Here is a 26244-nt window from a genome sequence, read left to right on the forward strand (position 1 = left end):
TATCTACCCAGCCCGAAGGACGGGGGCAACCATGCGTGTTCTGACACGGGTCGAGACCGCATTGCTGACCCAGCGGGGACACTTGTTTCCGTGGTCCCCGATCTGCCTGGCGGTCGGGATTGGTTGGTATTTCAGCCTCAGGTTCGAACCCGAGGTTGAGCTCTATGTCGGCGTTCTGGCGCTTGCCTTGCTGGCGCTTGCCTCCACCCGTTGGATGGGGGCCGCGTGGTCACCGCTGGCCACTGGCTTAGCCCTGATCGCGATGGGGTTCGCTCTGGCCGGGACGCGGGCACATATGGTTGCGGAGCCGGTCCTGCAATGGCGTTACTATGGCCCGGTCGAGGGGAGGGTCGTAGCGCTGGACCGCTCTGCGTCGGATGCGCTGAGGGTGACATTGGATCAGGTGCGGATCGGGGACGTTCCTGCTGATCAAAGACCCCGGCGCATCCGGCTTTCTATTCACGGGGAGTCAGTTGCGCTGTCCCCGGGTCAGCGGATTATGACCACAGCACATCTTTCGCCGCCGCAAGGGCCAGTTGAACCCGGAGGTTTTGATTTTCGCCGCCACGCCTGGTTCCAGCAACTCGGCGCTGTTGGATATACTCGGGTTCCGATCCTGACGTCGGCTGCGGCGCAAGATGGTTTGGACGGAGTGCGTATCACGGCCTTGCGCATGGAGATCTCGGATTGGGTGCGCACGATCCTGCCGGGCGAAGTCGGGGGCTTTGCCGCCGCCGTAACTACCGGTGATCGCAGCGGGATGGGGCAGGCCTCGTTAGAGGCGTTGCGCGCGTCCAACCTTGCTCATCTTCTGGCGATTTCGGGCCTTCACATGGGTTTGTTGACCGGTTTCGTTTTTGTGGCGTGCCGCATGGGGTTCTCAATGGTACCTGTCATCGCGCTTCGCATGCCCGTACGCAAGGTGGCCGCGCTCTGTGCGTTATTCGCGTCGACAATCTACCTGCTTCTGTCTGGTGGGAACGTCGCGACTGAGCGCGCCTTTGTGATGGTCTGCGTTATGCTGGGGGCCGTATTGTTGGACCGGCGCGCGATTTCATTGCGGGCGGTGGCCATGGCTGCGCTGATTGTTCTTACCTTGCGCCCGGAAACTCTATTGAGCCCCGGATTTCAGATGTCTTTTGCTGCTACAACCGCCTTGGTCGCAGGGTTTGGCGCGTTGCGGGACTATGGCCCAATGCCAGGCCCAAAATGGCTGCGGCCTGTGCTGGCCTTGTTGACATCCTCGGCGATCGCGGGGATCGCGACAGCTCCGATCGGGGCGGCGCATTTCAACGCTATTTCGCACTACGGGTTGCTGGCAAATCTCGTCTCCGTGCCCGTCATGGGAACGCTGGTCGTTCCAAGTGCGGTTGTCGCCGCCCTTCTTGCACCTTTTGGGCTTGAAGCGATTGCATTGCACGTAATGGGTCTTGGGCTGAGATGGATCCTTACCGTTGCCGATTGGGTCGCGGGACTGGAGGGCGCGCGCGGGTACGTAGTAAGCCCAGACTATTTCGTATTGCCTGTTCTGGCTCTGTCTCTTCAGTGGCTAATGCTGTGGCAAGGGCACGCACGGTGGCTCGGCATTGCCCCGGCAGCATTGGCGATAGCGCTGTGGGGCCAGGGAAGCCGCCCAGACGTGCTGATCGCCGATACCGGCGGGCTGGTCGGAGTGATGACTGAACACGGGCGCGCGCTGAGCAAACCGAAAGGCAGCGGATTTGTCGCGTCGGTGTGGCTGGAAAATGACGGGGACGGGGCAGATCAACCAAAGGCCGCTTTGCGATGGCCAGAGGCAACAGCGGGAATTCAACGTTTTCTACTGGGAGACAAAGAGCTTGTCCACTTGACTGGCAAGCGGGCTGCGAGCGCCTTTGAAGAATGCAGGAAAGATCAGATCATTGTCGCCCCGGTGTCGTTGACTTTGACCGGTGAATGCAGCGTGTACGATACGGACATTCTGCAGAAGACAGGCAGTCTTGCGTTGTCCAAGGGGCGTTTGTTCGCCAGTTCTGATATCTCAGGCCGCCGCCTTTGGTCCCCCAAGCTGCCTCAATAGCTTCGGATCAAGCCTACCAGGCGGCCCTGAACTTTCACCTTGTCCTCTGGCAGCACACGGGTCTCATAGGCCGGATTTGCCGCTTCCAGCGCAATGGCCTGACCTCGGCGGAAAAACCGTTTCAGCGTGGCTTCCTGATCTTCCACCAATGCCACCACGATGTCACCGTTGTCAGCGGCCGTTGTTTCGCGGATCACCACGACATCGCCATCGTTGATACCGGCGTCGATCATCGAGTCGCCACGAACCTCAAGCGCATAATGTTCACCACGGCCCGAAACCATCGAGCCCGGTACCGCAACGCGGTGCGAAACATGGCTGATCGCTTCGATCGGTACACCGGCAGCAATCCGGCCCATAACAGGCAATTCCATCGCATCAACTGTGACGGGTTCAAAGTTCGCGGGGCGTGGACCTTCAGGGCGATCGCCTTCAATCACACGGGGTTTGAAACCTGCAGTTGGCTCTCCCCCAAGGCTTTCGGGCAGCTTGACAATTTCGATGGCACGGGCTCGATGGGCAAGGCGGCGGATAAAGCCACGTTCTTCCAGCGCGGTGATCAGTCGATGAATCCCGGATTTTGACCGTAGATCCAACGCGGCCTTCATCTCATCAAAACTGGGCGGAACACCGTCCGCTTGCACGCGTTTGTGGATGAATTCCAGCAAATCCAATTGCTTCTTGGTCAGCATTGCTCATACCTCGTCGCTCATGCGTTTTCTTTTGTTCTACGCATGTTCACGTTTTGTGTCAACGGATTTGCTAGATCGACAGGTAAAGGACCTCATCCCCGGCCTCGCGCGCGGGATCGTGGGGTTGGCGTACCAATAGTGCATTGGCTTGCGCCAAAACACTTAGCAGCGAGCTGTCCTGATCATCACAGGCGCGGATGCCGCCGCTGTCCAACACCGCCCGCATATAATGCTCACGCGGGCCATTTTTTCCGAGCGGGGCAGAAAGGCGGGCGCGCTTGAACGGGTTCAGGACCCTTTCGATCCCCGACATGCGGCGCACCATCGGGATAAGAAACAGATAGCCGCACACCATGGCACTGACCGGGTTTCCGGGTAGACCGACCATCGCAGCATGCCCAAGCCGCCCGGCCATCAGTGGTTTACCCGGTCGCATGCGTATCTTGTAGAACGATTGCTTCAGCCCAAGACCTTCCGAGACATCCGCAACCAGGTCGTACTCGCCAACCGACGCCCCTCCGATGGTCACCACGAGGTCAGCGCCCTGTGCCAAGCCAAAAGCTGTTTCTAATGACGCTAAGGTATCTTGTGCGATAGGAAGTACACGAACTTGTGCGCCAGCATCTTCCAGTAACGCCTTAAGACCAAGGGTATTTGAGGCGATGATCTGATCGGGGCCGGGTGTTTCTCCGGGCATCACCAGTTCGTCACCGGTTGAGATTAGTGCAACCACGGGTTTGCGGGTCACAGGGACCGAAGCGATGTTCATCGCTGCCATTAATGCGACATCTTCGGGTCTGAGCTGGCGCGGGGCCGTGATCTGCGTACCGATGCTGAAATCGATCCCCGCAGGGCGGATATTGGCCTTTTTACCGGGGGCGTCGGTTATGGTGATCAGATCACCGCGTCGGTCGACATCTTCCTGTATGACGACGAAATCTGCACCATCCGGCACAGGCGCACCAGTGAATATCCGCACAGCTTGGCCGGGTCCGACGCTTCCAGCAAAGCGACGTCCGGCCGCTGCTTCGCCAACCACTTTGAACATTGCATGCAGTTCGACTTCGGCCGCCTTGACGGCGTACCCATCCATCGATGACGCAGCAAAGGGCGGCTGATCACGCGTTGCTGCAACGTTTTCTGCCAGGATACGACCGGCAGCCTCGGCAAGGGCAACCGTTTCTGCGGGCAGCGGTGAGACCAGATCGAACAGCAGAGCCCGCGCTTCTTCAACCGAGATCATGATGCCTCGTAACGCCCTGATTTTCCGCCGTCTTTCAGTAGAACACGAATGCCGCCGATCTCCATCGATTTGTCCACGGCCTTCGCCATATCATAAACCGTCAGTGCGGCTGTCGAGACTGCTGTCAGCGCTTCCATCTCTACGCCGGTCTGGCCGGAAGTCTTTACAGTCGCTTCAATCTGAACGCCGGGAAGGTCCGGGTCTAAGCTCAGTTCAATGGCGACTTTGGTCACGGGCAGCGGATGACACAGAGGTATCAGGTCAGGCGTTTTCTTGGCGCCCATTATGCCCGCAAGTCTGGCAACACCAAGAACATCGCCTTTCTTAGCGCGTCCTTCTGAAATGATATCAAAGGTTTCCTTCGCCATCTTGATGTATCCAGATGCAACCGCAACCCGGTCGGTGACAGCCTTGTCGGACACGTCCACCATATGGGCCTCACCTTTGGCATCAAAATGGGTCAGCGGCATCACATCACTCCGGGAATGAGCGGGTTGGCGAGCAGTGCTCGAGTTGCCGAAGCTACATCATCCTGACGCATCAGGCTTTCACCAATAAGGAAACAGCGCGCACCGTAGCGGGCGATATCTGCGAGGTCCGCCGGAGTGCTCAGGCCGCTCTCGCAGACGATCGTGCGATCCGCTGGAACCAGCTTTGACAGATGACGAGTTGTATCAAGATTCGTCTCGAAGGTCTTGAGATTGCGGTTGTTTATCCCGATCAGCGGGCTTTTCAGCTGCGATGCCCGCTCAAGCTCGTCTGCGTCATGGACTTCGATCAGAACATCCATGCCCCAGTCAAACGCGATTTGCTCAAGCTCGGCGGCCTGTGCATCGCTGACCGATGCCATGATGATCAGGATGCAATCCGCACCCAATGCACGCGCTTCGACCACCTGATAGGGGTCGTACATGAAGTCCTTCCGCAATGCTGGCAACGAACAGGCCGCGCGCGCTTCGGTCAGAAAGGATTTGTCGCCCTGAAAGCTAGGCGTGTCCGTCAGAACCGACAGGCAAGCCGCGCCGCCCTCTTCATAAGCTTTGGCAAGCGCGGGCGGATCGAAATCAGCGCGGATCAGACCTTTGGACGGGCTGGCCTTTTTGACCTCGGCGATCAATCCGTACCCCTTGCGCATAGCCGAATGCAGGGCTTCGGCAAAACCGCGTACCTCGGGTGCGTTCCGTGCCTCAGATTCTAGTGTTTCCAGAGGCTTATGCGCCTTATCCGCAGCGATCTCTTCCAGCTTGTACGCTTTGATTTTGTCCAGAACGGTCTCGGTCATGCGGCTTCCTGTGTAATGCGCGCCAGCGCGGTGATCTTTTTACGGGCCTTGCCGCTATCAATGCTTTCTGTGGCCATCGCAACGCCCTCGCGCAGATCGCTTGCCGCATCTGCAACGACCAGCGCCGCTGCCGAGTTCAGCAACACCGCGTCGCGGTAGGCTGAAGGTGCCCCATCCAGCAGGGCGCGGAAGGCGACCGCGTTCTCTTCGGGCGTGCCGCCGATGATATCTTCGAACGGATGCACCGGAAGGCCTGCATCTTCGGGGTGAAGCTCGACCTCTTTGACAACGCCGTCCTCAACCGATGCGACCCAGCTGACCCCGGTGATCGTAAGCTCATCCGTACCGTCTGAGCCGTGGACTAGCCAGGCATGTTCAGCCCCAAGCAGACCCAGAGTTTCGGCCATCGGGCGGATCAGGTCGCGGCTGAACGCACCGGTCAGTTGGCGCTTCACTCCGGCGGGGTTGGTCAGGGGGCCCAGAATGTTGAAAATCGTGCGCGTCCCCAGTTCTTGCCGCGAAGGCATGACATGAGCGATCGCCGGGTGGTGCATTGGGGCCATCATAAAGCCGATACCGACCTCTTTCAGCGCTTTCTCAACGACTTCCGGGCCGACCATTACGTTGATACCTAGCTGCCCAAGAGCATCTGCTGCGCCAGATTTCGAGCTCAGGTTCCGATTACCGTGTTTTGCAACGGTGACACCGGCGCCAGCCGTCACAAAAGCCGTGGCTGTCGAGATATTGAGTGTTCCTTTGCCGTCGCCCCCCGTGCCAACGATGTCCATCGCGCCAGCGGGAGCTTTCACTGCATTGCATTTCGCGCGCATTACGGCAGCGGCGGCGGCGTATTCCTCGACCGTCTCGCCGCGCGTGCGCATTGCCATCAGCAACCCGCCGATCTGGCTGGGCGTGGCGGCCCCATCAAAGAGGATGCCAAAGGCCTGTTCCGCCTCGGCACGGGTCAAAGGTCGATCGGCCGCAGCACCGATCAGCGGTTTCAGAGCGTCGCTCATGCGGGGACTTTCATTTCGTTCAGGAAGTTCTTGAGCAGGGCGTGACCATGCTCGGACGCGATGGATTCCGGGTGAAACTGGACGCCGTGGATCGGCAGTTCTTTGTGCTGCAGACCCATAATCGTGCCATCCTCAAGCTCGGCCGTGATCTCAAGGCAATCGGGCAGGCTTTCGCGTTCTACGACAAGCGAATGATACCGGGTGGCCTCGAAGGGCGAGGGCAGGCCAGCGAATACACCTTTGCCGGTGTGTTTCATCGTGCCCATTTTCCCGTGCACGATCTCATGACAGCGCACAACCTTGCCGCCAAATGCCTGACCGATGGTTTGATGCCCCAGACAGACCCCCATCAGCGGTGTTTGCGTCTCGGCCGCGGCTTCGGTCAAGGCCAGACAGATGCCCGCCTGATCGGGATCACAAGGGCCGGGGCTGAGCAGAATACCAGCCGGGTTCATCGCCATTGCTTCCTGCACATCCAGCGCGTCATTCCGGCGCACGACCATCTCGGCCCCGAGCTCACCCAGATAATGAACGAGGTTGTAGGTAAACGAGTCATAGTTGTCGATCAGCAGCAGCATTTGGGCACTTATCTTCCTATGGGCATTTCGGGCTGGCGATGCAGTCCCTGAGCGCGGTATAATGTCGGGACATACATGCTCAGGCTTGTGCGGCAGCGTCAAGAGGACATACCCAACTTGACACCGTACAGGTGAGCGTCGCGGAAGATGGCGTCTGGGCAGATGAGGCACGAAACAACGCGAGAGGCGAGATTTCGATGAGCGGATTTTACGGTGGAGTGATCGCCGGGGCGGTCTCGGTATTGGCACTGGGCGCGGTTCTTTCGCTGACTACTCCTTTGTCACGTAAACCAGATGTGACGGCAACAGCGCCCGAAGTGGCTGATACTCCGCAGCCCCTGGAGGCTGCGAAAGTTGAAGAAAGCAATGCCGATGCTGATCTGGTTGAGTTGCCACCATCCGGCCCTGAAACCCCCGATCTATCATCAGATTCGCTGGATGGCTTGGCAGGTATCGAGCTTGAGCCCGGTGCCCGTCCTGAGGCGGGTGGAGCACCGACCGTAGCCGAGGCACCTGCAGCGATCTCATCTTCTGACGTGACCGTTCAAACCGAAGCGCCCGCGGCACCGCCAAATCCACTTGCCGAACCAACCTCGCCACAACAGGAAGCCGAACCGGCAGCGCTCGCGGATGCTCCAGCAGCGCCTGCGCCCGAGGAAGCCCCGGAACCGCAGGTTGCGGAAGAAACGCCCAACGAGGCCCCTCAGGTCGCTGCCTTGCAGCCTGAGATCGCGGATGTGCCGGATGCAGCTCCAGAGGCTCAGGAAGCGGAACCCGTGCCTGATGAAAATCCAATCGCGGTTGAGGGTGAAGAAGATACCCGCCCTGTACGTCAGCCGCGCGTATTGACCCTGCCGCAAATTGGCGGAGAGGGGGTTACAGGTTCCGGTTCGTTGATCGGCAAGCGTGTCGTGCCCCTAACCGAGAGGGATGACCCGCCCGTCGAACAAGCCGTGATTACTCCAGAAGTGGTGGCCAAGCCCATCGAAGCACATGCTGCCACCTTCGAAAACCCAGAATCCAAGCCATTGATGTCGATCATTCTGATCGATGATGAAGGGGCTTTTGGGGCCGAGGCGTTGCAGGATTTCCCATACCCGCTAAGTTTTGCCGTCAGCCCGTCTGACCCGAATGCAGCGGAAAAAATGGCCCGTCATCGCGAGGCTGGATTTGAAGTATTGGCCTTGGTTGACATGCACGAAGCCGCCAGTGCTCAGGACGCTGAGGTGTCGTTGTCGGTGTGGTTGGATCAATTGCCTCAAACCGTTGGCATTCTGGAAGGTGTCGGAAGCGGCATTCAGGGCAACCGAAAGCTGGCTGATCAGGTTGCGGCGATTGCCGGAGATACCGGGCGCGGGCTGGTGACGCAGGACAATGGTCTAAACACTGCGCAAAAGCTTGCAGCGCGCAACGGCATTCCATCCAGCGTAGTGTTCCGCGATTTCGATGGTGCCAAACAGGACCCCAAGATCATGCGGCGTTTTCTGGATCAGGCAGCCTTCCGCGCCGGACAGGAAGGTGCCGTGGTGATGCTGGGTCGTCTGCGTCCCGAGACGATCTCGGCCCTGTTGCTGTGGGGGCTTGAGGATCGCGGCAGCCGCGTGGCGATGGCCCCAATTTCTGCCGTGATGATGAAAGAAGTCCAGCAGGGCGTTGCCGGATCGCTGACGGACGGGTGATGGCAGCGACCATCCGCCACCCCGCTAGCTGTTTCCGCTGCCTGTAAACCGCGCCGCATCCGCAGCCGCGCGGCGAATGGCGTTCGATTTATGGACGGTCTCCATATATTCCGACTCGGGATCGCTGTCATAGACAACGCCGCCGCCAGCTTGGATATACAGCTTGTGGTCCTTCACGATGGCCGTGCGCAGGGCGATGCACATATCCATGTCGCCACCCGCGCTGAAATACCCAACACCGCCGCCGTAGATGCCGCGCTTTTCAGGCTCCAATTCATCGATGATCTCCATCGCGCGCACTTTGGGCGCGCCCGAGACCGTGCCAGCAGGCATTCCGGCAAAGAAGGCATCCAGTGCGTCTTTGTCTTCGGCCAGTTCCCCGACCACGTTCGACACGATGTGCATCACGTGGCTGTAGCGTTCGATGATGAACTCTTCGGTCGGGCGCACAGTGCCGATCTTGGAAACGCGACCGGTATCATTGCGGCCCAGATCCAGCAGCATGAGGTGCTCGGCCAGTTCTTTCTTGTCTGCCAGCAGATCGACTTCGTTGGCCTTGTCTTCTTCGGGCGTTGCACCGCGCGGGCGAGTGCCTGCGATTGGGCGAATGGTGACTTCATTGCCGAAAACACGCACCAGTATTTCGGGGCTCGCGCCGACAACCTGAAAGCCGCCGAAGTTGAAATAGAACATGAACGGGGACGGGTTCGTGCGCCGCAGCGAACGATAGAGCGCAAACGGCGGTTGCGGGAAATCCTGCGTCCAGCGTTGGGCCGGGACGACCTGAAAGATATCACCCGCGCGGATATATTCCTTGGCCTTTTCTACGGCCTCCATATAGCCCGACTTGATAAAGTTCGACACCGGAGGCCCAACCTCGACCGCGTCGCCCAGATCGCGGGTTTCGGCGGGCATGGCGCGCTCCAGATCGCGCACGGCATCCATCACACGCTCGGCAGCCTGCGCATAGGCGGCCTTGGCGGTTTGCCCCTCGCTGACCCATGCGGGCGACACCACGGTAACCTCGCCTTTGACGCCGTCCAGCACGGCGATGACCGACGGGCGCAGCATGATTGCATCGGGAAGGCCCAGCGGGTCGGGATTCACGTCCGGCAGGTATTCCACAAGCCGCACCATGTCATAGCCCAGATAGCCAAACAGCCCGGCGGCGGCCTGCGGCAGGTCATCCGGCAGCGCGATGCGGCTTTCGGCCAGCAACGCGCGCAGGTTGTCCATCGGGTTGCCATCCTGCGGCTCGAACGCCTCGGCATCAAACCGGGCCGATCGGTTCAGGGCCGATGTCTCGCCCTGGCAGCGCCAGACCAGATCGGGCTTCATTCCGATGATCGAATAGCGCCCGCGCACTTCACCCCCAGTCACCGACTCGAGCATGAAGGCGTCTTTCTGCGCGCCTGTCAGCTTCAGCATCAGTGAAACCGGCGTATCAAGATCAGCAGCGAGGCGGGTATAGACGACCTGGTTTTCACCCGCGACATAGGCGCGCGCGAAACTGTCGAAATCCGGAGTCAGGGCCATGCTTGGTCTCTTTTAGTAACTGGCCCGTACCGCGTTCAGCGCTTGCTGATCCAGCACAGGGCGTGCGCGTGTCTGGGCGTTGCGCACATAGATGTCAAAGATGTTCTGCGCCAGCGCCTGGTTCAACTGCGCAGCCAGAGCATCCTGCATCTGGCGTTGCTCATCGGTTTCCGCAGGCGGCAGCTCTTCATCTAGACGCACGATCAGGGCATTTCCGTTTCCGGGAATGACGCGCAGCTCACCCGGGTCCATTTCAAACACCTGAGTCATGAAGTCCACGGGAACATCCTCAAGGAATGCGGTACGCGTCAGCGCATTTTCGACGCGGAAGGGCAGGCCCGTTGCAGTGAAGTCGCCATCGGTTGCCAGTTGGGTCAGAACCGAGTTGGCCTGATTTTGCAGCGATTTCGCAGTCTCGACCTGCAGCCATGCCTCGGCGACGCGGTCACGGGCGCTTTCCAGAGGTTCGGGGCGCGGTTCCAGCACTTCATTCAGGCGCAGCGCAAAGATCGAACCATCTTCAAGGAACGCGACCTCTGGGAAATCACCCTCTTGCACAGCCTCAGCGACTGAGCGGAAGCCGTCATACGCGGCAACGCCATCGTCGCTTTGCTGGGTCCAGTCGATCTGACCCAGTTCCATTTCGGTCTCACCGACCAGTTCTTCAAGCGTTGCGCCGCCTGCGAGCAGGTCGTTGATGTCTTCGGCCTGTGCTTCAATCTGACGGCGCGCACGGTCGGCGGCGAGTTCTGCGCGAAGCTCGGGCTCGGCGTCTTCAAAGCTGACATTGTTCTCGGCCAGCGATCCGTTGATCCGGAACAGGGCGGGGCCGAACACAGTGGGAAGCGGGCCGACCACATCGTCGATCTCGGCGGCAAACACGGCGTCGGCTGCATCGCCCAGATCTTCACGGGTGACATCGCCCAGATCAACATCGCTCAGCTCAAGCTGACGTTCGCGGACCAACTGTTCGAAATCGGCCCCGCCAACTTCAAGTTGTGCCAGCGCCTCGGTTGCGGATTCTTCGCTGGGATAGGGCAGACGCTCGACCAAGCGGCGCTCGGGTTGGAAAAATTCGTCAGCGCGTTGGTCGTATAGACGGCGCAGAGAATCTTCGTCCACTTCGATCGTATCGAGCAGCATGTCGGGCGACAGAATGGCGTAGGTCAGTTGCTTGGTGCGGGGCAGGGTGAACTGATCGGTATTCTCATCGTAATATGTCTGAATCTGCGCGTCTGTGGGTTGGGCCACGGGCGTTTCGAGAAGGTCGGCAGACAGCGTCGCCACGGTAAAGCTGCGGCGGGCCAGCACATAGTTCGACAAAGCCTCGGTCAGCGTACGGGGCATTTCAACACCGCTCATGACCGCACCCTGAACGATGGTGCGTGAAGATTCTTTGCGCAGATCCGATTCGAATTCGGAATCGGTCATTCCGACCTGTTCCAGCTGAAAGCGATAGGCTTCGCGGTCGAATGTACCGTTTACACCTTGGAACGCCGGTATCTGTACAATCTCGTCCTGCAGGTTCTCGTCACCGATCGAAATGCCAAGCTGTCCGACCTCGTTATCGATTGCGGCCAGCGCGATCAGGCGCGAAAGGGCAAGTTGATCGAGGCCAAGATCATGTGCCTGCGAAATCTGCATTGCCTGTCCGGTTTGTGCTTCGACGGCCCGGATCTCGCGCTGAAGCTCACGAAAATACGCGTCGACCGAAATGCTTTCATCACCGACCTGCGCAACCGTTCGCACGGTTCCGGTCAGGCTGGTGGCGCCAAAGCCCGCAAGGCCCAGCATCAAAAGACCCATGAGAATCCAGACAAAGGTTTTGGATAGGTTTTTCATGCCTGCGGCCATGGTGCCCTCTTGGTTTTGTCGGCAAATGTCTGCCCAGTCGGTTGCGGCCCTGAATACGATGCGTGCAGCCGGGGGGCAAGCTTAGAAGGACAAGCCCTGCAATCGGTCGAACAATTGCGCGATACCGGCGCGGTCGAGGTTGGCAAATGCTACGCGAACCTGCCGCTTTCCCGCGGAATCGCCCTCTGGCATGAACATGGTACCCGGCAAAAGCAGTATACCTGCCTCGGGTACCAGCCGTCGGGCCAATTCGTCGGAAGCGATGCCAAAGGGATGTTCGAGGTATGCAAAGTAAGCGCCAAGTCCCAAAAGACGCCAGCCTTTGTCTTCAAGGCGTGGCATTCCTTCTGCAATGGCGGCTCTTCGGTCGAGAATTTCATCTCGTTCACCCGCAACCCATTGGGTCAAGTTCCGCATGCCCCAAAGCGCGGCAAACTGGCCGATCTGGCCGGGGCAGATTGCGACCGTGTCCAGAAATTTCTCGATCTCCGCCAACAGGGCGGGGCTGGTTGAAATCGCGCCGACACGGTGACCGGTCAGGCGGTAGGCTTTTGAGAACGAGTAGAGATGGACAAACGTATCGTCCCAACCCGATTGCTGGAACAGGTCATGAGGCGCGCCCGATCGGCTGTCGAAATCGCGATAGGTTTCGTCAACCAACAGACGAAGCCCCGTTTCCCGCGCAAGATCATAGAAGCGGCGCACCAAGTCCGCAGGGTATTCGACACCACCGGGATTGTTCGGCGTCACCAACGAAATCGCCCGTGTCTTTTCGGTGATAAGGGCGCGGGCCCGTTCCGGATCGGGAAGCAAATCATCGTCTGTGGGCAAATCAACGGTTTTTACCCCAGCCATATCCAGCCACATCTTGTGATTGAAATACCAAGGGGTCGGAAGGATCACCTCATCCCCCTGATCGGTAATTGCCGAAATCACGGCTGAAAAGGCCTGATTGCAACCCGAGGTGATTGCGATCTGATTCGCCGATACCTCAGCCGCATAATGTGCGCTGATCTGAGCCGCGAGTTCGGACCGCAGGTCATCGTTGCCCAGAACCGGGCCGTAAAGATGTGCGCTGTCCTGCTCGACCGCGAATTCGGCCATTGCTTGCCGCAGCGCTAACGGGGGCGGATCGACCGGAGCCGCCTGACTGACATTGATCAACGGACGGTCAACTGCGAACTCGACCCCGTCCAGCCAACGGCGTGCCTCCATCACCGGAGGGGCAAAGGTGGCGGCAGTGCGGGTCATTGTCATGGTGAGTCCGTGATTTCAGCGCTTAGTTGAAACGCTTGATTAATCGGTGCCCCGATAGGGTTCGACATATTGCAGCGCCATGTCCCATGGGAAGAAAATCCATGTGTCCTGACTGACCTCGGTAATGAAGGTGTCTACCATCGGACGGCCCTTGGGCTTGGCGTATACGGTCGCGAAATGCGCTTTGGGGAACATCTCGCGCACCAGTTCCAGCGTTTTGCCGCTATCGACCAGATCGTCGATGATCAGAATACCGGTGCCATCACCCATCAGATCAGCATTGGGCGCTTTGAGAATTTCTGCTTCGCCCTGCGCCTGATGATGATAGGATTTCACGCTGACAGTATCGACCGTACGGATATCCAGTTCGCGGCTGACGATCATCGCGGGGGCCATGCCGCCACGTGTAATTGCCACGACCGCACGCCAAGCGCCATCATCTGGTCCTTGCCCATCCAGACGCCACGCAAGAGCGCGCGAGTCGCGATGAATCTGATCCCAGCTGATGTGGAAGCCTTTTTCGTGTGGCAGGCGGTCCTTGGCGCTCATGGTCTGTTATCCTTTTTCAACGTCCGGCGCGTCGACGGCCTTCATTCCGACGATGTGATAGCCTGAATCCACGTGCAGATTCTCACCTGTCACTCCGCTGCTGAGATCAGACAGCAGATACAGGGCCGATTTACCAACATCATCGATGGTCACATTCCGGCGCAGGGGCGAGTTATACTCGTTCCACTTCATGATGTAACGGAAATCGCCGATGCCGCTGGCCGCGAGCGTTTTGATCGGGCCTGCCGAGATCGAATTCACGCGAATGCCGTCTTTGCCCAAATCCTCGGCCAGATACTTTACGGATGCCTCAAGGGCGGCTTTTGCAACACCCATTACATTGTAGTGTGGCATGACCTGTTCGGCGCCGTAGTAGGTGAGGGTGATCGCACTGCCGCCTTCGTTCATCATTTTTTCCGCGCGCTGCATAACGGCGGTGAAAGAGTAGACCGAAACATCCATCGTCAGGTTAAAGTTCGCGCGCGACGTGTCGACGTAACGCCCGCGCAATTCGTTCTTGTCAGAAAAGCCAATGGCGTGGACGACGAAATCCAATTTACCCCATTTCTTTTCGAGCGCGCTGAAGAGTTCATTAATTGATTCTTCGTCGCTGACGTCACAGGGCAAAACGATCTCACTGCCCAACTGCGCCGCCAATGGATCGACGCGTTTTTTCAGGGCGTCCCCCTGATAGGAAAAGGCCAGCTCGGCCCCGGCGTCGGACAAGGCGCGGGCGATACCCCATGCGATTGATTTGTCATTGGCCAGTCCCATGATGAGGCCGCGTTTTCCGGCCATCAACTGATTTGACATCTTCGGTTCTCCGCCTGTCGTCGCATTGTGTTCGGTTGGTTTATGCCATTGATTGTCCTGCTTCAAGGCCATGCGCTCTTGCCCGCAGCGGGTTCTCGCCTTAGGGTCATGTTAATTGTTTCCTGGGGATGGAAATGAACGAGCATAATGGCATCTTCGCCGGGGCTGATCCGTTTGAAATCGCGGATCGGTGGCTGGCCGAGGCAGAAAAGACCGAACCGAATGATCCTAATGCGATTGCTTTGGCAACCGTGGACCCGGAAGGTTTGCCGAACGCCCGTATGGTTCTGCTGAAGGAAATCGAGAAGGACGCGTTTGTTTTCTATACGAACTATCACAGCGCCAAGGCTCAGGAGTTGGACAGCGCCCACAAAGCGGCTTTTGTGATGCATTGGAAATCTTTGCGGCGACAAATCCGTGTTCGTGGTACAATCACCAAGGAAGATGGGCCGCAGGCGGACGCATACTACGCCTCGCGCTCGCTCAAAAGCCGCTTGGGTGCTTGGGCGTCACACCAGTCGCAACCGCTGGAAAGTCGTGCATCCCTGATGGCCGAAGTGGCTAAAGTGACCGCAAAGTTGGGTACCAACCCGCCTCGCCCTGAATTTTGGGGGGGATACCGTGTAACACCTGTCGAAGTCGAGTTCTGGGCCGATGGTGCCTTCAGGTTGCATGACAGGTTTCAGTGGAAGCGACAAAATGTCGATTCCGACTGGCAAGTGCTGAGGTTAAATCCATGACGTTCGCGTTGCGTGAAATGCAACTGTTTGCAGACAATAGCTTTTTTCAGCTTGAATTTGCGAGCCAAAACATAAACAAGAAACCCTTAACGACTTGCCTATCGTAATGGGAAAACAGTGCCAGAAGATCTGAACAGCATGTACCGCGTCCGTGGACACGTAAAATGGTTCGATCCCGCCAAGGGATACGGATTTGTTGTGTCTGACGAAGGCGGCCCGGACATTCTGTTGCACGTCAACGTGCTGCGAAACTTCGGGCAAAGCTCGGTCGCGGATGGCGCCGGCATCGAGATCATGACCCACAAAACTGATCGCGGTGTTCAAGCGGTCGAAGTGATCAGTGTTGACCCGCCTGTTCGCGCGGAAACCATGATGTTGGCCGATTTTGCCGAGCTTGATCCAACCGTGATCGGCAGCGCTCCGCTTGAGGCTGCGCGCGTCAAATGGTTCGACAAGGGCAAAGGGTTTGGCTTTGCCAATGTTTTCGGCAGCAGTGAAGACGTATTCCTGCATATCGAGGTGCTACGTCGTTCTGGGTTGGCAGATCTGCAACCGGGCGAAGCGCTGGCCATGCGGGTCATTGATGGCAAGCGCGGAAGAATGGCCGCGCAGGTTCTGGCCTGGGAAGCGGCCCTGAACGACTAGGTTCTGAATGATGAGAACGGCTTTCGTACTGGCGCTCCTGAGTTTTTTGATTGGCGGGATCGCGCGGGCTGAATGCCGTCCGGATCGTGTCGAGCTTCGAAATGATCTGGCAGAGGTTCGCTTCGACGTTGAGCTGGCCATCACACCGAAAGAGCGATCGCGCGGATTGATGTTTCGCGAAAGCATGCCCAACAGATCTGGAATGTTGTTTGTTTTTGATCCGCCGCAACCTGTTGCGTTCTGGATGAAGAATACCCTGATTCCGCTTGATATGATCTTTGTTGATCGCGCGGGCACGGTGACGCGTGTGCACGAAGGTGCAATTCCGGGGGATCTGAGCCCAATCGAAGGCGGCGATTCGGTTTATGCGGTCCTGGAAATCAACGCTGGCCTAGCCGAGCGTTACGCCATTCGGCCTGGATCGCAGATGCGCCACGAAGTTTTTTCGCAAGGTCCTGCAATTTGGCCCTGTTAGGGCTTTTCAAATCAGATCGGCACGTTTAGGAAGGCGCACGGTCCGGGGCGTGGCGCAGTCTGGTAGCGCACCTGTTTTGGGTACAGGGGGTCGTAGGTTCGAATCCTGCCGCCCCGACCATTTTTCCTCTACACTGGCGTTCCGCCATAATCGGTGTAGAGCTTGGAAAAATCCCTGTCCAAATCTTTGCTTTCAATAGGTATTCTAAGAGTTGAACCATCTTTCTGCGGAACCAGAAAGTACAACTCTGCGTCCACGCGATACCCGGCCTGATTCTTGGTCGAGCTCAGCCGCGTTACGATCTGCGGCAAGTTCTGCGGATAACCGTTGAAGCTGAGAATCAAATACGCCGTTGCCTCGGGCGGCAAGGTCTCACGGCATTCGAAGATGCTTGCGGTGGTCTTGATATACTTGTCGCCCGGCCCCGCGCAGTCGGTCCTGAAGGAATTGAAAAGGTTCTGCGGATAACCGTCGAATTGCGCGCTGCGAGATGCAGGTGGTGCTTCCTGTGATGTGCAGGACACGATTAGCGCCACAATAGTTAACAATGAAATCAAACGCATGTAGAGTAGATTTCCCATCCAGAAATGTCGTGTGATTTCAAGTATGGCACGCGCTGCGATGTCGTGACGATGATTCTCTGAACATGTCCTTAACGCGGGATCGGTTGATCAATGACCTCTAACTGTGGCGGAAAACACGAGAAATCACTCTGAAACATCAAGGCGGAATGGGCTGGTCGTCCGGGACATGTCTGTGGAGGAATCGCGATGCGGCGAAATTCCGCCGGTTCAGCAAAACAGGTCAAGCTAAAAGATTCCAAAAATGACCGAAAAAGCCCGTTGACCAACTATGGGAATATACGTCAGATTGTATGGGCCGAAAGACGAGCCACTAAATCTGGTAGGCAATGACCGGAAAAGGCATCGGGCGAGGGACGGAAAGCATACCACTATGACGTAGACCGTATTTGCGGTTCTGCGCTGTTCTAGGCAGCGTCCGGTCCCTTGCGTCTCAAATTCGTCGGTAGTGCGGGCGGCACCCCGCAGCATCAAGATTTAGTGCCGGGACTTGAAATTTGGACAGATCGAAGCTGGGGCAGCGGACATGAAGATTGAAAGAAAATTCACCAAACCGGGACAGGATGCATATGCCGATCTGGATTTTGTGTCCGCAACATCCGAGATTCGCAATCCGGATGGCACAATCGTGTTCCGTCTGGACGAGATCGAAGTGCCTGCAAAATGGAGCCAGGTGGCTAGCGATGTCATCGCACAGAAGTACTTCCGCAAGGCCGGTGTTCCTTCCAAGCTGAAGAAGGTTAAGGAAAAGGATGTTCCCGAATTCCTGTGGCGATCGGTTCCTGCGGAAGATGCTGAATTTGATGGCGAAACCTCATCGAAACAGGTTTTTGATCGTCTGGCCGGCGCGTGGGCTTATTGGGGCTGGAAGGGCGGTTATTTCTCGACTGAAGAGGACGCGAGCGCCTATTTTGACGAGATGCGCTATATGCTGGCGACCCAGCGTGCAGCTCCGAACTCGCCGCAGTGGTTCAACACCGGTCTGCACTGGGCATATGGGATCGATGGCCCGGCGCAGGGGCACCACTATGTTGACTACAAAACCGGCAAGCTAACCAAATCGAAATCCGCTTATGAGCATCCGCAACCGCATGCGTGCTTCATCCAGTCGGTCGACGATGATCTGGTCAACGAAGGCGGCATCATGGACTTGTGGGTGCGTGAGGCGCGCCTGTTTAAGTATGGCTCGGGCACCGGAACCAACTTCAGCCATCTGCGTGCAGAGGGTGAAGCGCTTTCGGGTGGCGGCAAGTCTTCGGGTCTCATGGGATTTCTCAAGATCGGCGACCGCGCCGCTGGCGCGATCAAATCAGGCGGTACAACCCGTCGAGCAGCAAAGATGGTAATCGTCGATGCAGATCACCCGGACATCGAGCAATTCATCGAATGGAAAGTGATCGAAGAGCAGAAGGTGGCCTCGATCGTTGCCGGATCGAAGATGCACGAGAAGATGCTGAACGGCATTTTCGAGGCCATCCGGTCTTGGGACGGCTCTGCCGATGATGCCTATAATCCAAACGCAAACGACGCCCTGAAAAATGCGGTTCGCGAAGCGAAAAAGGTCGCGATCCCAGAAACTTACATCAAGCGCGTTCTGGACTACGCCAAGCAGGGCCACGATAGCATTGAATTCCCGACCTACGATACGGACTGGGATTCGGAGGCTTATAGCTCGGTCTCGGGCCAAAACTCGAACAACTCGATCCGGGTGACCAATGCGTTCCTGACCGCAGTTGAAAAAGACGCGGATTGGGAACTGATCAACCGCACCGACGGCAAGGTTGCTCGAACAGTCAAAGCACGTGATTTGTGGGAAAAGGTCGGCCACGCCGCATGGGCCTGTGCCGATCCTGGCATCCAGTTCCATGATACTGTCAACGAATGGCACACTTGCCCCGAAGACGGTGAAATCCGCGGTTCGAACCCGTGTTCGGAATACATGTTCCTCGATGACACTGCCTGTAACCTGGCGTCGATGAACTTGCTGACCTTTTTCAAGGACGGTGAGTTCCAGGCGGCGGACTATATGCACGCCTCGCGGCTTTGGACGCTGACGCTGGAAATCTCGGTGACCATGGCGCAGTTCCCGTCTAAGGAAATTGCGAAACTCTCTTACGACTTCCGCACCTTGGGTCTGGGATACGCCAACATCGGCGGCCTGTTGATGAACATGGGTTACAGCTACGACTCGGATGAGGGGCGTTCGATCTGTGGCGCGCTGACCGCGATCATGACCGGTGTGGCTTATGCGACCTCGGCAGAGATTGCAGGCGAGCTTGGCCCGTTCAAAGGATATGAGCGCAACGCAGACCACATGCTGCGCGTCATCCGCAACCACCGTCGTGCGTCGCAAGGAGTGACCGATGGTTATGAAAAACTGGCTGTTAAGCCGGTGCCTCTGGATCACGGCAATTGCCCGGATAAGCGTTTGATCGATCTGGCCATGTCCGCTTGGGATGAAGCGCTGAGCCTCGGCGAAAAGAACGGTTATCGCAACGCGCAGGCCACAGTTATCGCACCAACCGGCACCATCGGTCTGGTGATGGATTGCGACACGACCGGGATCGAACCGGACTTTGCTCTGGTCAAGTTCAAGAAGCTGGCCGGCGGTGGTTACTTCAAGATCATCAACCGCTCGGTGCCTTCGGCGCTGGAAAAGCTGGGCTATTCCTCGGCTCAGATTGAAGAGATCGTGGGTTATGCGGTTGGTCATGGCACCATCGGCAACGCGCCGGGGATCAACCACACCTCGCTGACCGGTCATGGTTTTGGCCCGAACGAGTTGGCAAAAGTAGATGCCGCACTGGAAAGCGCGTTCGACATCCGGTTCGTCTTCAACCAGTGGACGCTGGGCGAGGACTTCTGCACCGGTGTTCTGGGCATCCCGGCGACCAAGCTGAATGACCCGACTTTCGATTTGCTGCGCCATCTGGGCTTTACCAAGGCGGATATCGACGCGGCCAACGACCATGTTTGCGGAACCATGACGCTGGAAGGTGCGCCGCATCTGAAGGAAGAGCACTATTCGATCTTCGACTGCGCCAACCCGTGCGGCAAGAAAGGCAAGCGTTTCCTTGGGGTTGATAGCCACATTACCATGATGGCTGCAGCGCAAAGCTTTATCTCGGGCGCGATCTCAAAGACGATCAACATGCCCAATGACGCGACCATCGAGGACTGCCAGAAGGCATACGAACTCAGCTGGTCGCTGGGTGTGAAGGCGAACGCGCTGTACCGCGACGGCTCGAAACTGTCGCAGCCTCTGGCGGCGGCGCTGGTCGAAGATGACGATGAGGCAGCCGAAGTACTAGAAAGCGGTTCGACGCAAGAAAAAGCCGTCGTTCTGGCCGAGAAGGTGATCGAGAAGGTTGTGGTCAAGGAAATGATCCGCAGCCACCGCGAGAAACTGCCGCATCGCCGCAAGGGCTATACCCAGAAGGCAATCGTCGGCGGCCACAAGGTCTATCTGCGCACCGGTGAGTTCGAAGACGGCAAGCTGGGCGAGATTTTCATCGACATGCACAAGGAAGGCGCTGGCTTCCGGGCGATGATGAACAACTTTGCCATCGCTGTGTCGGTTGGCCTGCAATACGGCGTGCCGCTGGAGGAGTTCGTCGACGCTTTCACCTTCACCAAGTTCGAACCGGCCGGGATGGTGCAGGGCAACGACTCGATCAAAAACGCGACGTCGATCCTTGATTACATCTTCCGCGAACTGGCTGTGTCCTATCTGGACCGCACCGATCTGGCGCATGTCAAACCCGAAGGCGCAACCTTCGACGATCTGGGTCGCGGCGAAGAGGATGGTCTGTCCAACGTATCGGAAATCAGTGAAAGCGCGGCAACCAAATCTCTGGAAGTGCTGAAACAAATCAGCTCGACTGGGTATCTGCGCAAGCGGCTACCGCAGGATCTGATGGTCTTCAATGGTGGTCAAGCCGACGTGTCCGGTATGGCCGAAACTGCAGCGACATTCGAAGCACCCGCTGAGACGGCGGTTGCGACCGGAATGGACGCCCGTACCAAAGCCAAGATGCAAGGGTACGAGGGCGATCCCTGCGGCGAATGCGGAAACTACACGCTGGTGCGCAACGGCACCTGCATGAAATGCAACACCTGCGGCGCGACAAGCGGGTGTAGCTGAGTTTAGCGCCCCGGCAACCCGGGGTGCAGGGGTCGGATGCTGCCACAGTAACCGGCCCCGACGAATACGAAGCAAGGCGCTGAGACTTACCATCGATGCCTTGTTTCACTCGGCCGACATGCCCGTGTCGGCCGGGAACAGGGTGGGGCGGAATATTTGCTCCCTCCCACTCTCTCACGGGACGGGTGCGCTCGTCCCATGCGCAGTCCAGGCCGCAGGCAAAAAAACACCGGGCGGTCAACGAAATGAGCCTGGAAGGCGAAACTGACAGGGGGCTTCGGCCCCCTCTCTTTTTTCAACCCCGAGTCGTGGATTTGAGCAGGGCATTGCCGGATCATCCTGTTTGGATCGGGCAAGAGTTGCCGAAACCTGTCCTGGCCATTTCGCCCGGCAAGCCTCCGCAAATGCGACTCAGTCAAACACGCAGAGATTGGCTTGAAAGCGGCCATATCAATCTGAGCGGGTGACACGCCTTCAGGATGGCCTTTTTTTGGCGCTTGTCCGGACGCAAACACTCAAGAAAACGCAATCAGGAGGCATAACATGAAACCGCAAATTCTGGCCCTTATCTCAACCTTCGCACTTGGCCTGCCGACATTGGCCGTCGGCCAAAGCGCCGCCGATACCAACGGCGACGGAGTACTGACGATCGATGAAGTTCAGGCCGTCGTGCCTGACGTTGATGCCGAAGGCTTTGCGCAGATGGACGCAAACGGCGACGGTGCACTGGATCAGGATGAGATCACCATTGCTGAACAAGCGGGCCTGCTGCCGCCGTCCAACGGCTGATATAGCAGGAGTACTGGCGGCCCGGAAGCTCCGGGCCGCTTATTTTTCAGTGTCTTACGCGGGTAAGTAAATGTTGAATTCGCCACGAATTTCCGCGTCCAGAAGCGGGTCGAATCTGGCCGGGGAAGGCACGGCAAGGATTTCTTCCTTCCGCTTCACTGCCTTTTCGATCAGATCTGGTTTGCCAAGCTCAACCCATTCCTTCGGAGATGATCGGTCACCAAAGGTAGGATAGACGTAATCTGCCTGCATACGGCCTAGCGTCGCATCGGTGCCAAGATAATGCCCAGGACCACCCATGCAGACTTCGGCCATCTGATCCAGTGCCAGCGTCTCGTCCGTTACCTCGATTCCGCGCACACAGCGCTGTGCCTGTCCGATCAGGTCATCGCTCAGGATCAGGCTCTCGTGGCAGAACCCCAGCAATGAGGCATGCATACCCGCGGCCTCATAAACCATGTTCAGGCCCGACAGCCCAGCCATGACGTTCGAACACATCTGTTCCCAACCGGCCTGCATATCAGGCAATTTCGCGTCCGATGCACCAGCTGCGGCACCACCGGGCAGATCGTAGAGCTGGTGCATTTGTGCGCAGCCCGCGGTTAGCAGAGCTTGTTCACCCGAGCCGATGGACATAGCACCGGTGCGCAGGTCCAGACCAAAAGGCCAAGTGCCAAAAATCGCGGGTGCACCGGGTTTTACGGCGTTTACATAAACCAAACCCGCCAGACATTCGGCGGTGGCTTGTGTGATCGCTCCGGCAACGGTCGAGGGTGCGGTAGCTCCTGCCATGCCCGCAGAAAGCAGCAAAACCGGCATTCCGGCCTTGATGCATTCTTCCATCACCTCGCAGCTTTCGGTGGCGAATTTCATCGGGGGAACAACGAAGCAGTTGGAGTTGGACATGAAGGGCCGCTCGCGCCACTTGTCCTCTCCGCCCGCGATCATGTGCAGCATCTCGATGGCGGGGGCCACATGGCTGGGCTCCGTGAACGACGTACCGATATGTTTGAACGTGCCTGAGGTGGTGGCGTAGACCGTGTTCAGATCCATCTCAAGGTTGTCGGCGATATCTCGGCACACCATGGGGCGTTGAACAAAGTGAATGTTTTCAAGCTGTTCACAGATGCGAGTCGCGTCATGCAGGTCCTGCAGGGTCGAGTCGCGATATTCCTGCCCATGCACGTCGACCATGCTGACCGCTGCGCCTGCGGTGCCATAATGGACACGCGTTCCCGACAGCTCCAGATCCGATTTGCCGTCCCGGCTGTGCAGAGTGATCGAGCGATTGGCCTTGGCGATTGTGTCCTCGACCAATGCGCGCGGAAAGCGGATGCGGCCATCGTCGCCCAAGGTGCATCCCGCAGCCACGAGATAGTCGATCCCACTTTGTGGCGCATCAGCAAGGCCGATGGTTTCCAGTGCGGTCAGAGCGGCCTCGTGGATGCGTTCGATCTGTGCTTGGGTCAGAACCTTCAGGGTTCCGCCCTCCATACCAGGCCGAATCGGGCGAAGATGTTCCGGAAGAGCTGACGCACGGGCGGCACGACGCGCGGCGCGGCCACCGCTGCGGGATGAGTTTCGGGTTTGTTCGTTCATGTGTGTGTCCGGTCAAAAAAGTACGTTGTGGGTGAGTGTACCTAGACCAGTGCTGGCCGTCCTCGTGCCGCACGACCGCGATCCGCACCAATGGTGCGGCTAACCAGTCGAATTTTCCAAACTTCGTTATGCATCAACTTCCTCAGTCTGATGCGCCCATTGTTTCAATGCACTTCTGGACAATCTGTTCTGTTTGCGACTTTGGACTAATTTTATTGGGCCATCAGTCAAAATGAACTGGGCGCAAATCCTCGTGACTAAATGTTTTTTTCCAATTGCGGTAAGAATCTGTTAATCTGCACGTAGTTATTTGGATTTGTATCTTAGGTTTAAGTAAATACTGGGGTTGGCTGATCAGCAGATCGCTGCCTCGGGGATGCGCCCAAACCGGCAACGGATGTTTGGAGGTCTGCATGAAGTCATTACTGGCCGCACTCGCCACAGCACTGATAACAGGTGCAGGGCAGGTTGTGGCAGAAGACTGGACAGGCGCGTACGCTGGTTTCAGCTTTGGTTATGCAGATGTTGATGGGTCCGGAGGGGCAGGCGGAAGCGGGGGCAGTTTTGGCCCGCTGATCGGATACGACTATGATTTTGGAAATTTCGTGCTTGGCGGTGAGTTGGAATATAACCGCCTGAATCTTGATCTGGGACAATCCGAAGGAAGCCTTGATAGTATGTCGCGATTGAAGTTGCGCGGCGGCTACGACTTTGGATCAGCCCTTGGCTATGTTGTCTTGGGAACCGCGCGGGCCAGTACGTCGGGTGACAGTGATACGGCAGCCGTTTACGGGATCGGTGTTGCCTATCCGCTTGGCGATCGGTTTGTAATCAGTGGCGAAGCGCTGCGGCAGAACTTCGATGATATACCGGAGTCTGGTCGAAGCCTCGACGCAAATGTGTTCAACTTGCGCACCACATTCCGCTTCTGAAACTCGGTGGTCGATTGTCATCCATCTGCCAATTGAGCGGCAAATTCGCATAGGGTCTGTAGCGATGTGACGAATTTCTCGTCATCGATTGTCATGGCCACGCGGATGTGACCTGCGGCGGCAGAACCAAAGCTCTCACCGGGCATCACAGCGATGGCATGCGTGTCCAGCAGCGCATTTGCGAACACATCGCCGCTAAGACCCGTAGCCCGGATATCCAGCATCAGATACATCGCGCCTTGCGCCGGTATTAAGGTGACGACCTGCTGCGCAGCCAGCACTTCAATCGCCAGAGCGCGGCGGCGGCGAAACGGCGCGGCGATCTTGTCTTCGAGAGGTTGTCCCACGCTCAGCGCATAGTTGGCCGCATCCTGTATAAAGCCGGGCACACCATAGGTTGTGTGTGTTGCCAAGTTGATCAGGTGGTCGATCACGCCCTCCGGAGCAACGATCCACCCACAACGCGAGCCAGTCATGGCATGAGATTTCGACATTGAACCCACGACCAGAGTGCGCTCAGCCATGCCGGGTAGGGCGCGAGGTGACAGGTGTTCACCCTCCCAAACCTGCGTATCGTAGACTTCATCGGAAATCAGCCATAGATCGCGGCGCTGACAAACCTCGGCGATGGCAGAAAGTGTTTCGGCGGAATAGACCACACCAGTTGGATTGTTTGGGGAGTTTATCAGCAGCGACACCGCCCCGCCTGCCGCGCCATCGATATCGGAAGCGCGAGGTTGGAACAAATCTTCGGCGCGTGTTTCTATGCGTTTGGCTACCGCTCCAACGCCACGGATCGTGCCGGGGTAGGTGGCATAATACGGATCCAGGTAGAGCGCGATATCGCCCGGATCGCAAAGCGCGGTGTGTGCCGCAAACAATGCGGCCTGACCGCCAGGGGTGATGATAACGTTGTTGCGTGTGGTCGCTACACCTGTTCGCATTTGGACACGGGCGGCCACAGTATCACGCAGCAGATCAGTGCCCGGAACCATCGCGTATCCTGTGTGCCCGCTGCGGGCCGAACTTTCCATGGCCGACAATATCGACTGATCGGTCCGAATGTCATGCTCGCCGATCGTCAACTCGGTGACGGCATGGCCTTCGGCAATCATCCGACGCGCGCGGATGAACACCTCCCAGCCGTCTGATCCACCCTCGGTCAGATGCGTAATGCGATGCGATAGTTTCAAGGGATTCTCCCGACCGGCTATGACGCCGAATGGGGCAAAGCACAGCAATTTTGTCAATCAGCTTCGCGGCGGCAAACTCGCCTGTATCTTCTTGGTCAGCGATGCACGGACGATATCGTATGAGGTGATCAGGCGATGTTGCATCTCGTCGGCGTCAGTTTCCCACGGCAGGCGAACCCAGCTGCGGTGAAAATACGGGGCCTTGGTGCCAATCCCTGCGTCGATCAACATCTGCGCGGTCTCAATGTCGGGAGTCTTGACCGATACACCATCCCCGACCGAGCCGACGCAGGCGAACATCTTGCCGCCAACTTTCCATGCGTCGTGGCCGCCACCCCAAGGGTCCGAAAGTTCGGCACCGGGCAGGTCTGCGCATACGGAATTGACGTAATCACGGGTCATGGTGGGCAGACTGCCTCTGTGGAGGTTGAAACTCAAGGCTTGGCTCAGCATCAATCCCGTGCTAGGCAAAGCGCATGAACCGGAAAACTTGCATCATTATCTGCTGCATTACCTGCTGATTTCTCAAGCGGGCCGGTTTCTTTCGTTTTCATCTCTGAGACAAGTTGCTAAGCCCGCGCCAACGCG

At 57.8% G+C, this 26244-nt stretch carries 23 protein-coding genes and 1 tRNA gene; 9 read left to right on the forward strand and 15 right to left on the reverse strand.

Features of this window, described 5'->3' with window-relative positions; all coding sequences use genetic code 11:
* The first annotated feature begins 31 nt into the window (after window positions 1-31).
* Window positions 32-2059: a ComEC/Rec2 family competence protein gene (locus tag ACR0A1_RS04455; RefSeq protein WP_480866394.1), complete on the forward strand. Its 2028-nt coding sequence runs from the start codon at window positions 32-34 to the stop codon at window positions 2057-2059.
* Here ACR0A1_RS04455 and lexA read toward each other — a convergent pair.
* The 6 genes from lexA to ACR0A1_RS04485 all read right to left on the reverse strand — a co-directional run bounded on the left by lexA (window position 2053) and on the right by ACR0A1_RS04485 (window position 6870).
* On the reverse strand, window positions 2053-2751 hold the full coding sequence (lexA, locus tag ACR0A1_RS04460) for a transcriptional repressor LexA (RefSeq protein WP_170392970.1): 699 nt from the start codon (window positions 2749-2751) through the stop codon (window positions 2053-2055). The two genes, ACR0A1_RS04455 and lexA, sit on opposite strands and share 7 nt — an antisense overlap.
* 70 nt (window positions 2752-2821) lie before the next feature.
* On the reverse strand, window positions 2822-3994 hold the full coding sequence (locus ACR0A1_RS04465) for a molybdopterin molybdotransferase MoeA (protein ID WP_480866397.1): 1173 nt from the start codon (window positions 3992-3994) through the stop codon (window positions 2822-2824).
* Window positions 3991-4464: a cyclic pyranopterin monophosphate synthase MoaC gene (moaC, locus tag ACR0A1_RS04470; protein WP_170405973.1), complete on the reverse strand. Its 474-nt coding sequence runs from the start codon at window positions 4462-4464 to the stop codon at window positions 3991-3993. Before moaC ends, ACR0A1_RS04465 begins: the two co-directional genes overlap by 4 nt.
* Window positions 4464-5276 carry an indole-3-glycerol phosphate synthase TrpC gene (gene trpC, locus ACR0A1_RS04475; protein ID WP_480866399.1) on the reverse strand — a complete coding sequence of 271 codons (813 nt, stop codon included), beginning with the start codon at window positions 5274-5276 and terminating at the stop codon, window positions 4464-4466. The genes moaC and trpC overlap by 1 nt, the downstream gene beginning before the upstream one ends.
* Window positions 5273-6292, reverse strand: coding sequence for an anthranilate phosphoribosyltransferase (gene trpD, locus ACR0A1_RS04480; RefSeq protein ID WP_480866401.1), 1020 nt, complete (start codon window positions 6290-6292; stop codon window positions 5273-5275). Before trpD ends, trpC begins: the two co-directional genes overlap by 4 nt.
* On the reverse strand, window positions 6289-6870 hold the full coding sequence (locus ACR0A1_RS04485) for an anthranilate synthase component II (protein ID WP_170392975.1): 582 nt from the start codon (window positions 6868-6870) through the stop codon (window positions 6289-6291). Before ACR0A1_RS04485 ends, trpD begins: the two co-directional genes overlap by 4 nt.
* 197 nt (window positions 6871-7067) lie before the next feature.
* On the opposite strand from ACR0A1_RS04485, the gene ACR0A1_RS04490 reads away from it, so the two are divergent.
* Window positions 7068-8549 (forward strand): divergent polysaccharide deacetylase family protein, encoded by a 1482-nt coding sequence (locus ACR0A1_RS04490; protein ID WP_480866403.1) that lies wholly within the window; start codon window positions 7068-7070, stop codon window positions 8547-8549.
* Window positions 8550-8573: 24 nt separating this feature from the next.
* Here the strand turns inward: ACR0A1_RS04490 and trpE are convergent, their stop codons facing one another.
* The 5 genes from trpE to fabI all read right to left on the reverse strand — a co-directional run bounded on the left by trpE (window position 8574) and on the right by fabI (window position 14558).
* Window positions 8574-10085, reverse strand: a complete 1512-nt coding sequence (gene trpE / locus ACR0A1_RS04495; protein WP_480866405.1) for an anthranilate synthase component I — start codon at window positions 10083-10085, stop codon at window positions 8574-8576.
* A 12-nt stretch (window positions 10086-10097) separates the two neighbouring features.
* The gene (locus ACR0A1_RS04500; protein ID WP_480866407.1) at window positions 10098-11939 is read right to left on the reverse strand and encodes a peptidyl-prolyl cis-trans isomerase; all 1842 of its coding nucleotides are present in this window, start codon (window positions 11937-11939) and stop codon (window positions 10098-10100) included.
* Window positions 11940-12020: 81 nt separating this feature from the next.
* The gene (locus ACR0A1_RS04505; protein ID WP_170562577.1) at window positions 12021-13196 is read right to left on the reverse strand and encodes an aminotransferase; all 1176 of its coding nucleotides are present in this window, start codon (window positions 13194-13196) and stop codon (window positions 12021-12023) included.
* Between the two features lie 39 nt (window positions 13197-13235).
* Window positions 13236-13745 (reverse strand): xanthine phosphoribosyltransferase, encoded by a 510-nt coding sequence (gene gpt / locus ACR0A1_RS04510; protein ID WP_170392980.1) that lies wholly within the window; start codon window positions 13743-13745, stop codon window positions 13236-13238.
* Window positions 13746-13751: 6 nt separating this feature from the next.
* Window positions 13752-14558, reverse strand: coding sequence for an enoyl-ACP reductase FabI (fabI, locus tag ACR0A1_RS04515; RefSeq protein ID WP_170405951.1), 807 nt, complete (start codon window positions 14556-14558; stop codon window positions 13752-13754).
* Window positions 14559-14692: 134 nt separating this feature from the next.
* Between fabI and pdxH the strand changes: the two genes are divergently transcribed.
* The 4 genes from pdxH to ACR0A1_RS04535 all read left to right on the forward strand — a co-directional run bounded on the left by pdxH (window position 14693) and on the right by ACR0A1_RS04535 (window position 16538).
* Window positions 14693-15298 carry a pyridoxamine 5'-phosphate oxidase gene (pdxH, locus tag ACR0A1_RS04520; RefSeq protein ID WP_170405948.1) on the forward strand — a complete coding sequence of 202 codons (606 nt, stop codon included), beginning with the start codon at window positions 14693-14695 and terminating at the stop codon, window positions 15296-15298.
* A gap of 117 nt (window positions 15299-15415) precedes the next feature.
* Window positions 15416-15943: a cold-shock protein gene (locus ACR0A1_RS04525; RefSeq protein WP_170392983.1), complete on the forward strand. Its 528-nt coding sequence runs from the start codon at window positions 15416-15418 to the stop codon at window positions 15941-15943.
* 7 nt (window positions 15944-15950) lie between these two features.
* Window positions 15951-16418, forward strand: a complete 468-nt coding sequence (locus ACR0A1_RS04530; protein ID WP_170392984.1) for a DUF192 domain-containing protein — start codon at window positions 15951-15953, stop codon at window positions 16416-16418.
* 43 nt (window positions 16419-16461) lie between these two features.
* A tRNA-Pro gene (locus tag ACR0A1_RS04535) sits at window positions 16462-16538 on the forward strand.
* An 8-nt stretch (window positions 16539-16546) separates the two neighbouring features.
* Here ACR0A1_RS04535 and ACR0A1_RS04540 read toward each other — a convergent pair.
* Window positions 16547-16981: a hypothetical protein gene (locus tag ACR0A1_RS04540; RefSeq protein WP_170392985.1), complete on the reverse strand. Its 435-nt coding sequence runs from the start codon at window positions 16979-16981 to the stop codon at window positions 16547-16549.
* 544 nt (window positions 16982-17525) lie between these two features.
* Between ACR0A1_RS04540 and ACR0A1_RS04545 the strand changes: the two genes are divergently transcribed.
* The gene (locus ACR0A1_RS04545) at window positions 17526-21143 is read left to right on the forward strand and encodes a vitamin B12-dependent ribonucleotide reductase (RefSeq protein ID WP_480866410.1); all 3618 of its coding nucleotides are present in this window, start codon (window positions 17526-17528) and stop codon (window positions 21141-21143) included.
* A gap of 543 nt (window positions 21144-21686) precedes the next feature.
* Window positions 21687-21932 (forward strand): EF-hand domain-containing protein, encoded by a 246-nt coding sequence (locus tag ACR0A1_RS04550; protein WP_170405941.1) that lies wholly within the window; start codon window positions 21687-21689, stop codon window positions 21930-21932.
* Window positions 21933-21986: 54 nt separating this feature from the next.
* Here ACR0A1_RS04550 and ACR0A1_RS04555 read toward each other — a convergent pair whose 3' ends face one another.
* Window positions 21987-23531 carry a trimethylamine methyltransferase family protein gene (locus ACR0A1_RS04555; RefSeq protein ID WP_480866413.1) on the reverse strand — a complete coding sequence of 515 codons (1545 nt, stop codon included), beginning with the start codon at window positions 23529-23531 and terminating at the stop codon, window positions 21987-21989.
* A gap of 413 nt (window positions 23532-23944) precedes the next feature.
* Between ACR0A1_RS04555 and ACR0A1_RS04560 the strand changes: the two genes are divergently transcribed.
* Window positions 23945-24463 (forward strand): outer membrane beta-barrel protein, encoded by a 519-nt coding sequence (locus ACR0A1_RS04560; protein ID WP_170392989.1) that lies wholly within the window; start codon window positions 23945-23947, stop codon window positions 24461-24463.
* Window positions 24464-24480: 17 nt separating this feature from the next.
* On the opposite strand, the gene ACR0A1_RS04565 is transcribed toward ACR0A1_RS04560, so the two are convergent.
* Entirely contained in the window at window positions 24481-25656 is a 1176-nt protein-coding gene (locus ACR0A1_RS04565) for a pyridoxal phosphate-dependent aminotransferase (RefSeq protein WP_480561451.1), read from the reverse strand.
* A 57-nt stretch (window positions 25657-25713) separates the two neighbouring features.
* Window positions 25714-26058 (reverse strand): MmcQ/YjbR family DNA-binding protein, encoded by a 345-nt coding sequence (locus tag ACR0A1_RS04570; RefSeq protein ID WP_170405929.1) that lies wholly within the window; start codon window positions 26056-26058, stop codon window positions 25714-25716.
* Between the last annotated feature and the right edge of the window lie 186 nt (window positions 26059-26244).

The organism is Ruegeria sp. D6, from assembly GCF_056534365.1.

Coding starts and splice junctions, on each gene's coding strand:
- ACR0A1_RS04455 (WP_480866394.1), top strand. CDS start 32: ATGCGTGTTCTGACACGGGTCGAGACCGCATTGCTGACCCAGCGGGGA.
- lexA (WP_170392970.1), bottom strand. CDS start 2,751: ATGCTGACCAAGAAGCAATTGGATTTGCTGGAATTCATCCACAAACGC.
- ACR0A1_RS04465 (WP_480866397.1), bottom strand. CDS start 3,994: ATGATCTCGGTTGAAGAAGCGCGGGCTCTGCTGTTCGATCTGGTCTCA.
- moaC (WP_170405973.1), bottom strand. CDS start 4,464: ATGCCGCTGACCCATTTTGATGCCAAAGGTGAGGCCCATATGGTGGAC.
- trpC (WP_480866399.1), bottom strand. CDS start 5,276: ATGACCGAGACCGTTCTGGACAAAATCAAAGCGTACAAGCTGGAAGAG.
- trpD (WP_480866401.1), bottom strand. CDS start 6,292: ATGAGCGACGCTCTGAAACCGCTGATCGGTGCTGCGGCCGATCGACCT.
- ACR0A1_RS04485 (WP_170392975.1), bottom strand. CDS start 6,870: ATGCTGCTGCTGATCGACAACTATGACTCGTTTACCTACAACCTCGTT.
- ACR0A1_RS04490 (WP_480866403.1), top strand. CDS start 7,068: ATGAGCGGATTTTACGGTGGAGTGATCGCCGGGGCGGTCTCGGTATTG.
- trpE (WP_480866405.1), bottom strand. CDS start 10,085: ATGGCCCTGACTCCGGATTTCGACAGTTTCGCGCGCGCCTATGTCGCG.
- ACR0A1_RS04500 (WP_480866407.1), bottom strand. CDS start 11,939: ATGGCCGCAGGCATGAAAAACCTATCCAAAACCTTTGTCTGGATTCTC.
- ACR0A1_RS04505 (WP_170562577.1), bottom strand. CDS start 13,196: ATGACAATGACCCGCACTGCCGCCACCTTTGCCCCTCCGGTGATGGAG.
- gpt (WP_170392980.1), bottom strand. CDS start 13,745: ATGAGCGCCAAGGACCGCCTGCCACACGAAAAAGGCTTCCACATCAGC.
- fabI (WP_170405951.1), bottom strand. CDS start 14,558: ATGTCAAATCAGTTGATGGCCGGAAAACGCGGCCTCATCATGGGACTG.
- pdxH (WP_170405948.1), top strand. CDS start 14,693: ATGAACGAGCATAATGGCATCTTCGCCGGGGCTGATCCGTTTGAAATC.
- ACR0A1_RS04530 (WP_170392984.1), top strand. CDS start 15,951: ATGATGAGAACGGCTTTCGTACTGGCGCTCCTGAGTTTTTTGATTGGC.
- ACR0A1_RS04540 (WP_170392985.1), bottom strand. CDS start 16,981: ATGCGTTTGATTTCATTGTTAACTATTGTGGCGCTAATCGTGTCCTGC.
- ACR0A1_RS04545 (WP_480866410.1), top strand. CDS start 17,526: ATGAAGATTGAAAGAAAATTCACCAAACCGGGACAGGATGCATATGCC.
- ACR0A1_RS04550 (WP_170405941.1), top strand. CDS start 21,687: ATGAAACCGCAAATTCTGGCCCTTATCTCAACCTTCGCACTTGGCCTG.
- ACR0A1_RS04555 (WP_480866413.1), bottom strand. CDS start 23,531: ATGAACGAACAAACCCGAAACTCATCCCGCAGCGGTGGCCGCGCCGCG.
- ACR0A1_RS04560 (WP_170392989.1), top strand. CDS start 23,945: ATGAAGTCATTACTGGCCGCACTCGCCACAGCACTGATAACAGGTGCA.
- ACR0A1_RS04570 (WP_170405929.1), bottom strand. CDS start 26,058: ATGACCCGTGATTACGTCAATTCCGTATGCGCAGACCTGCCCGGTGCC.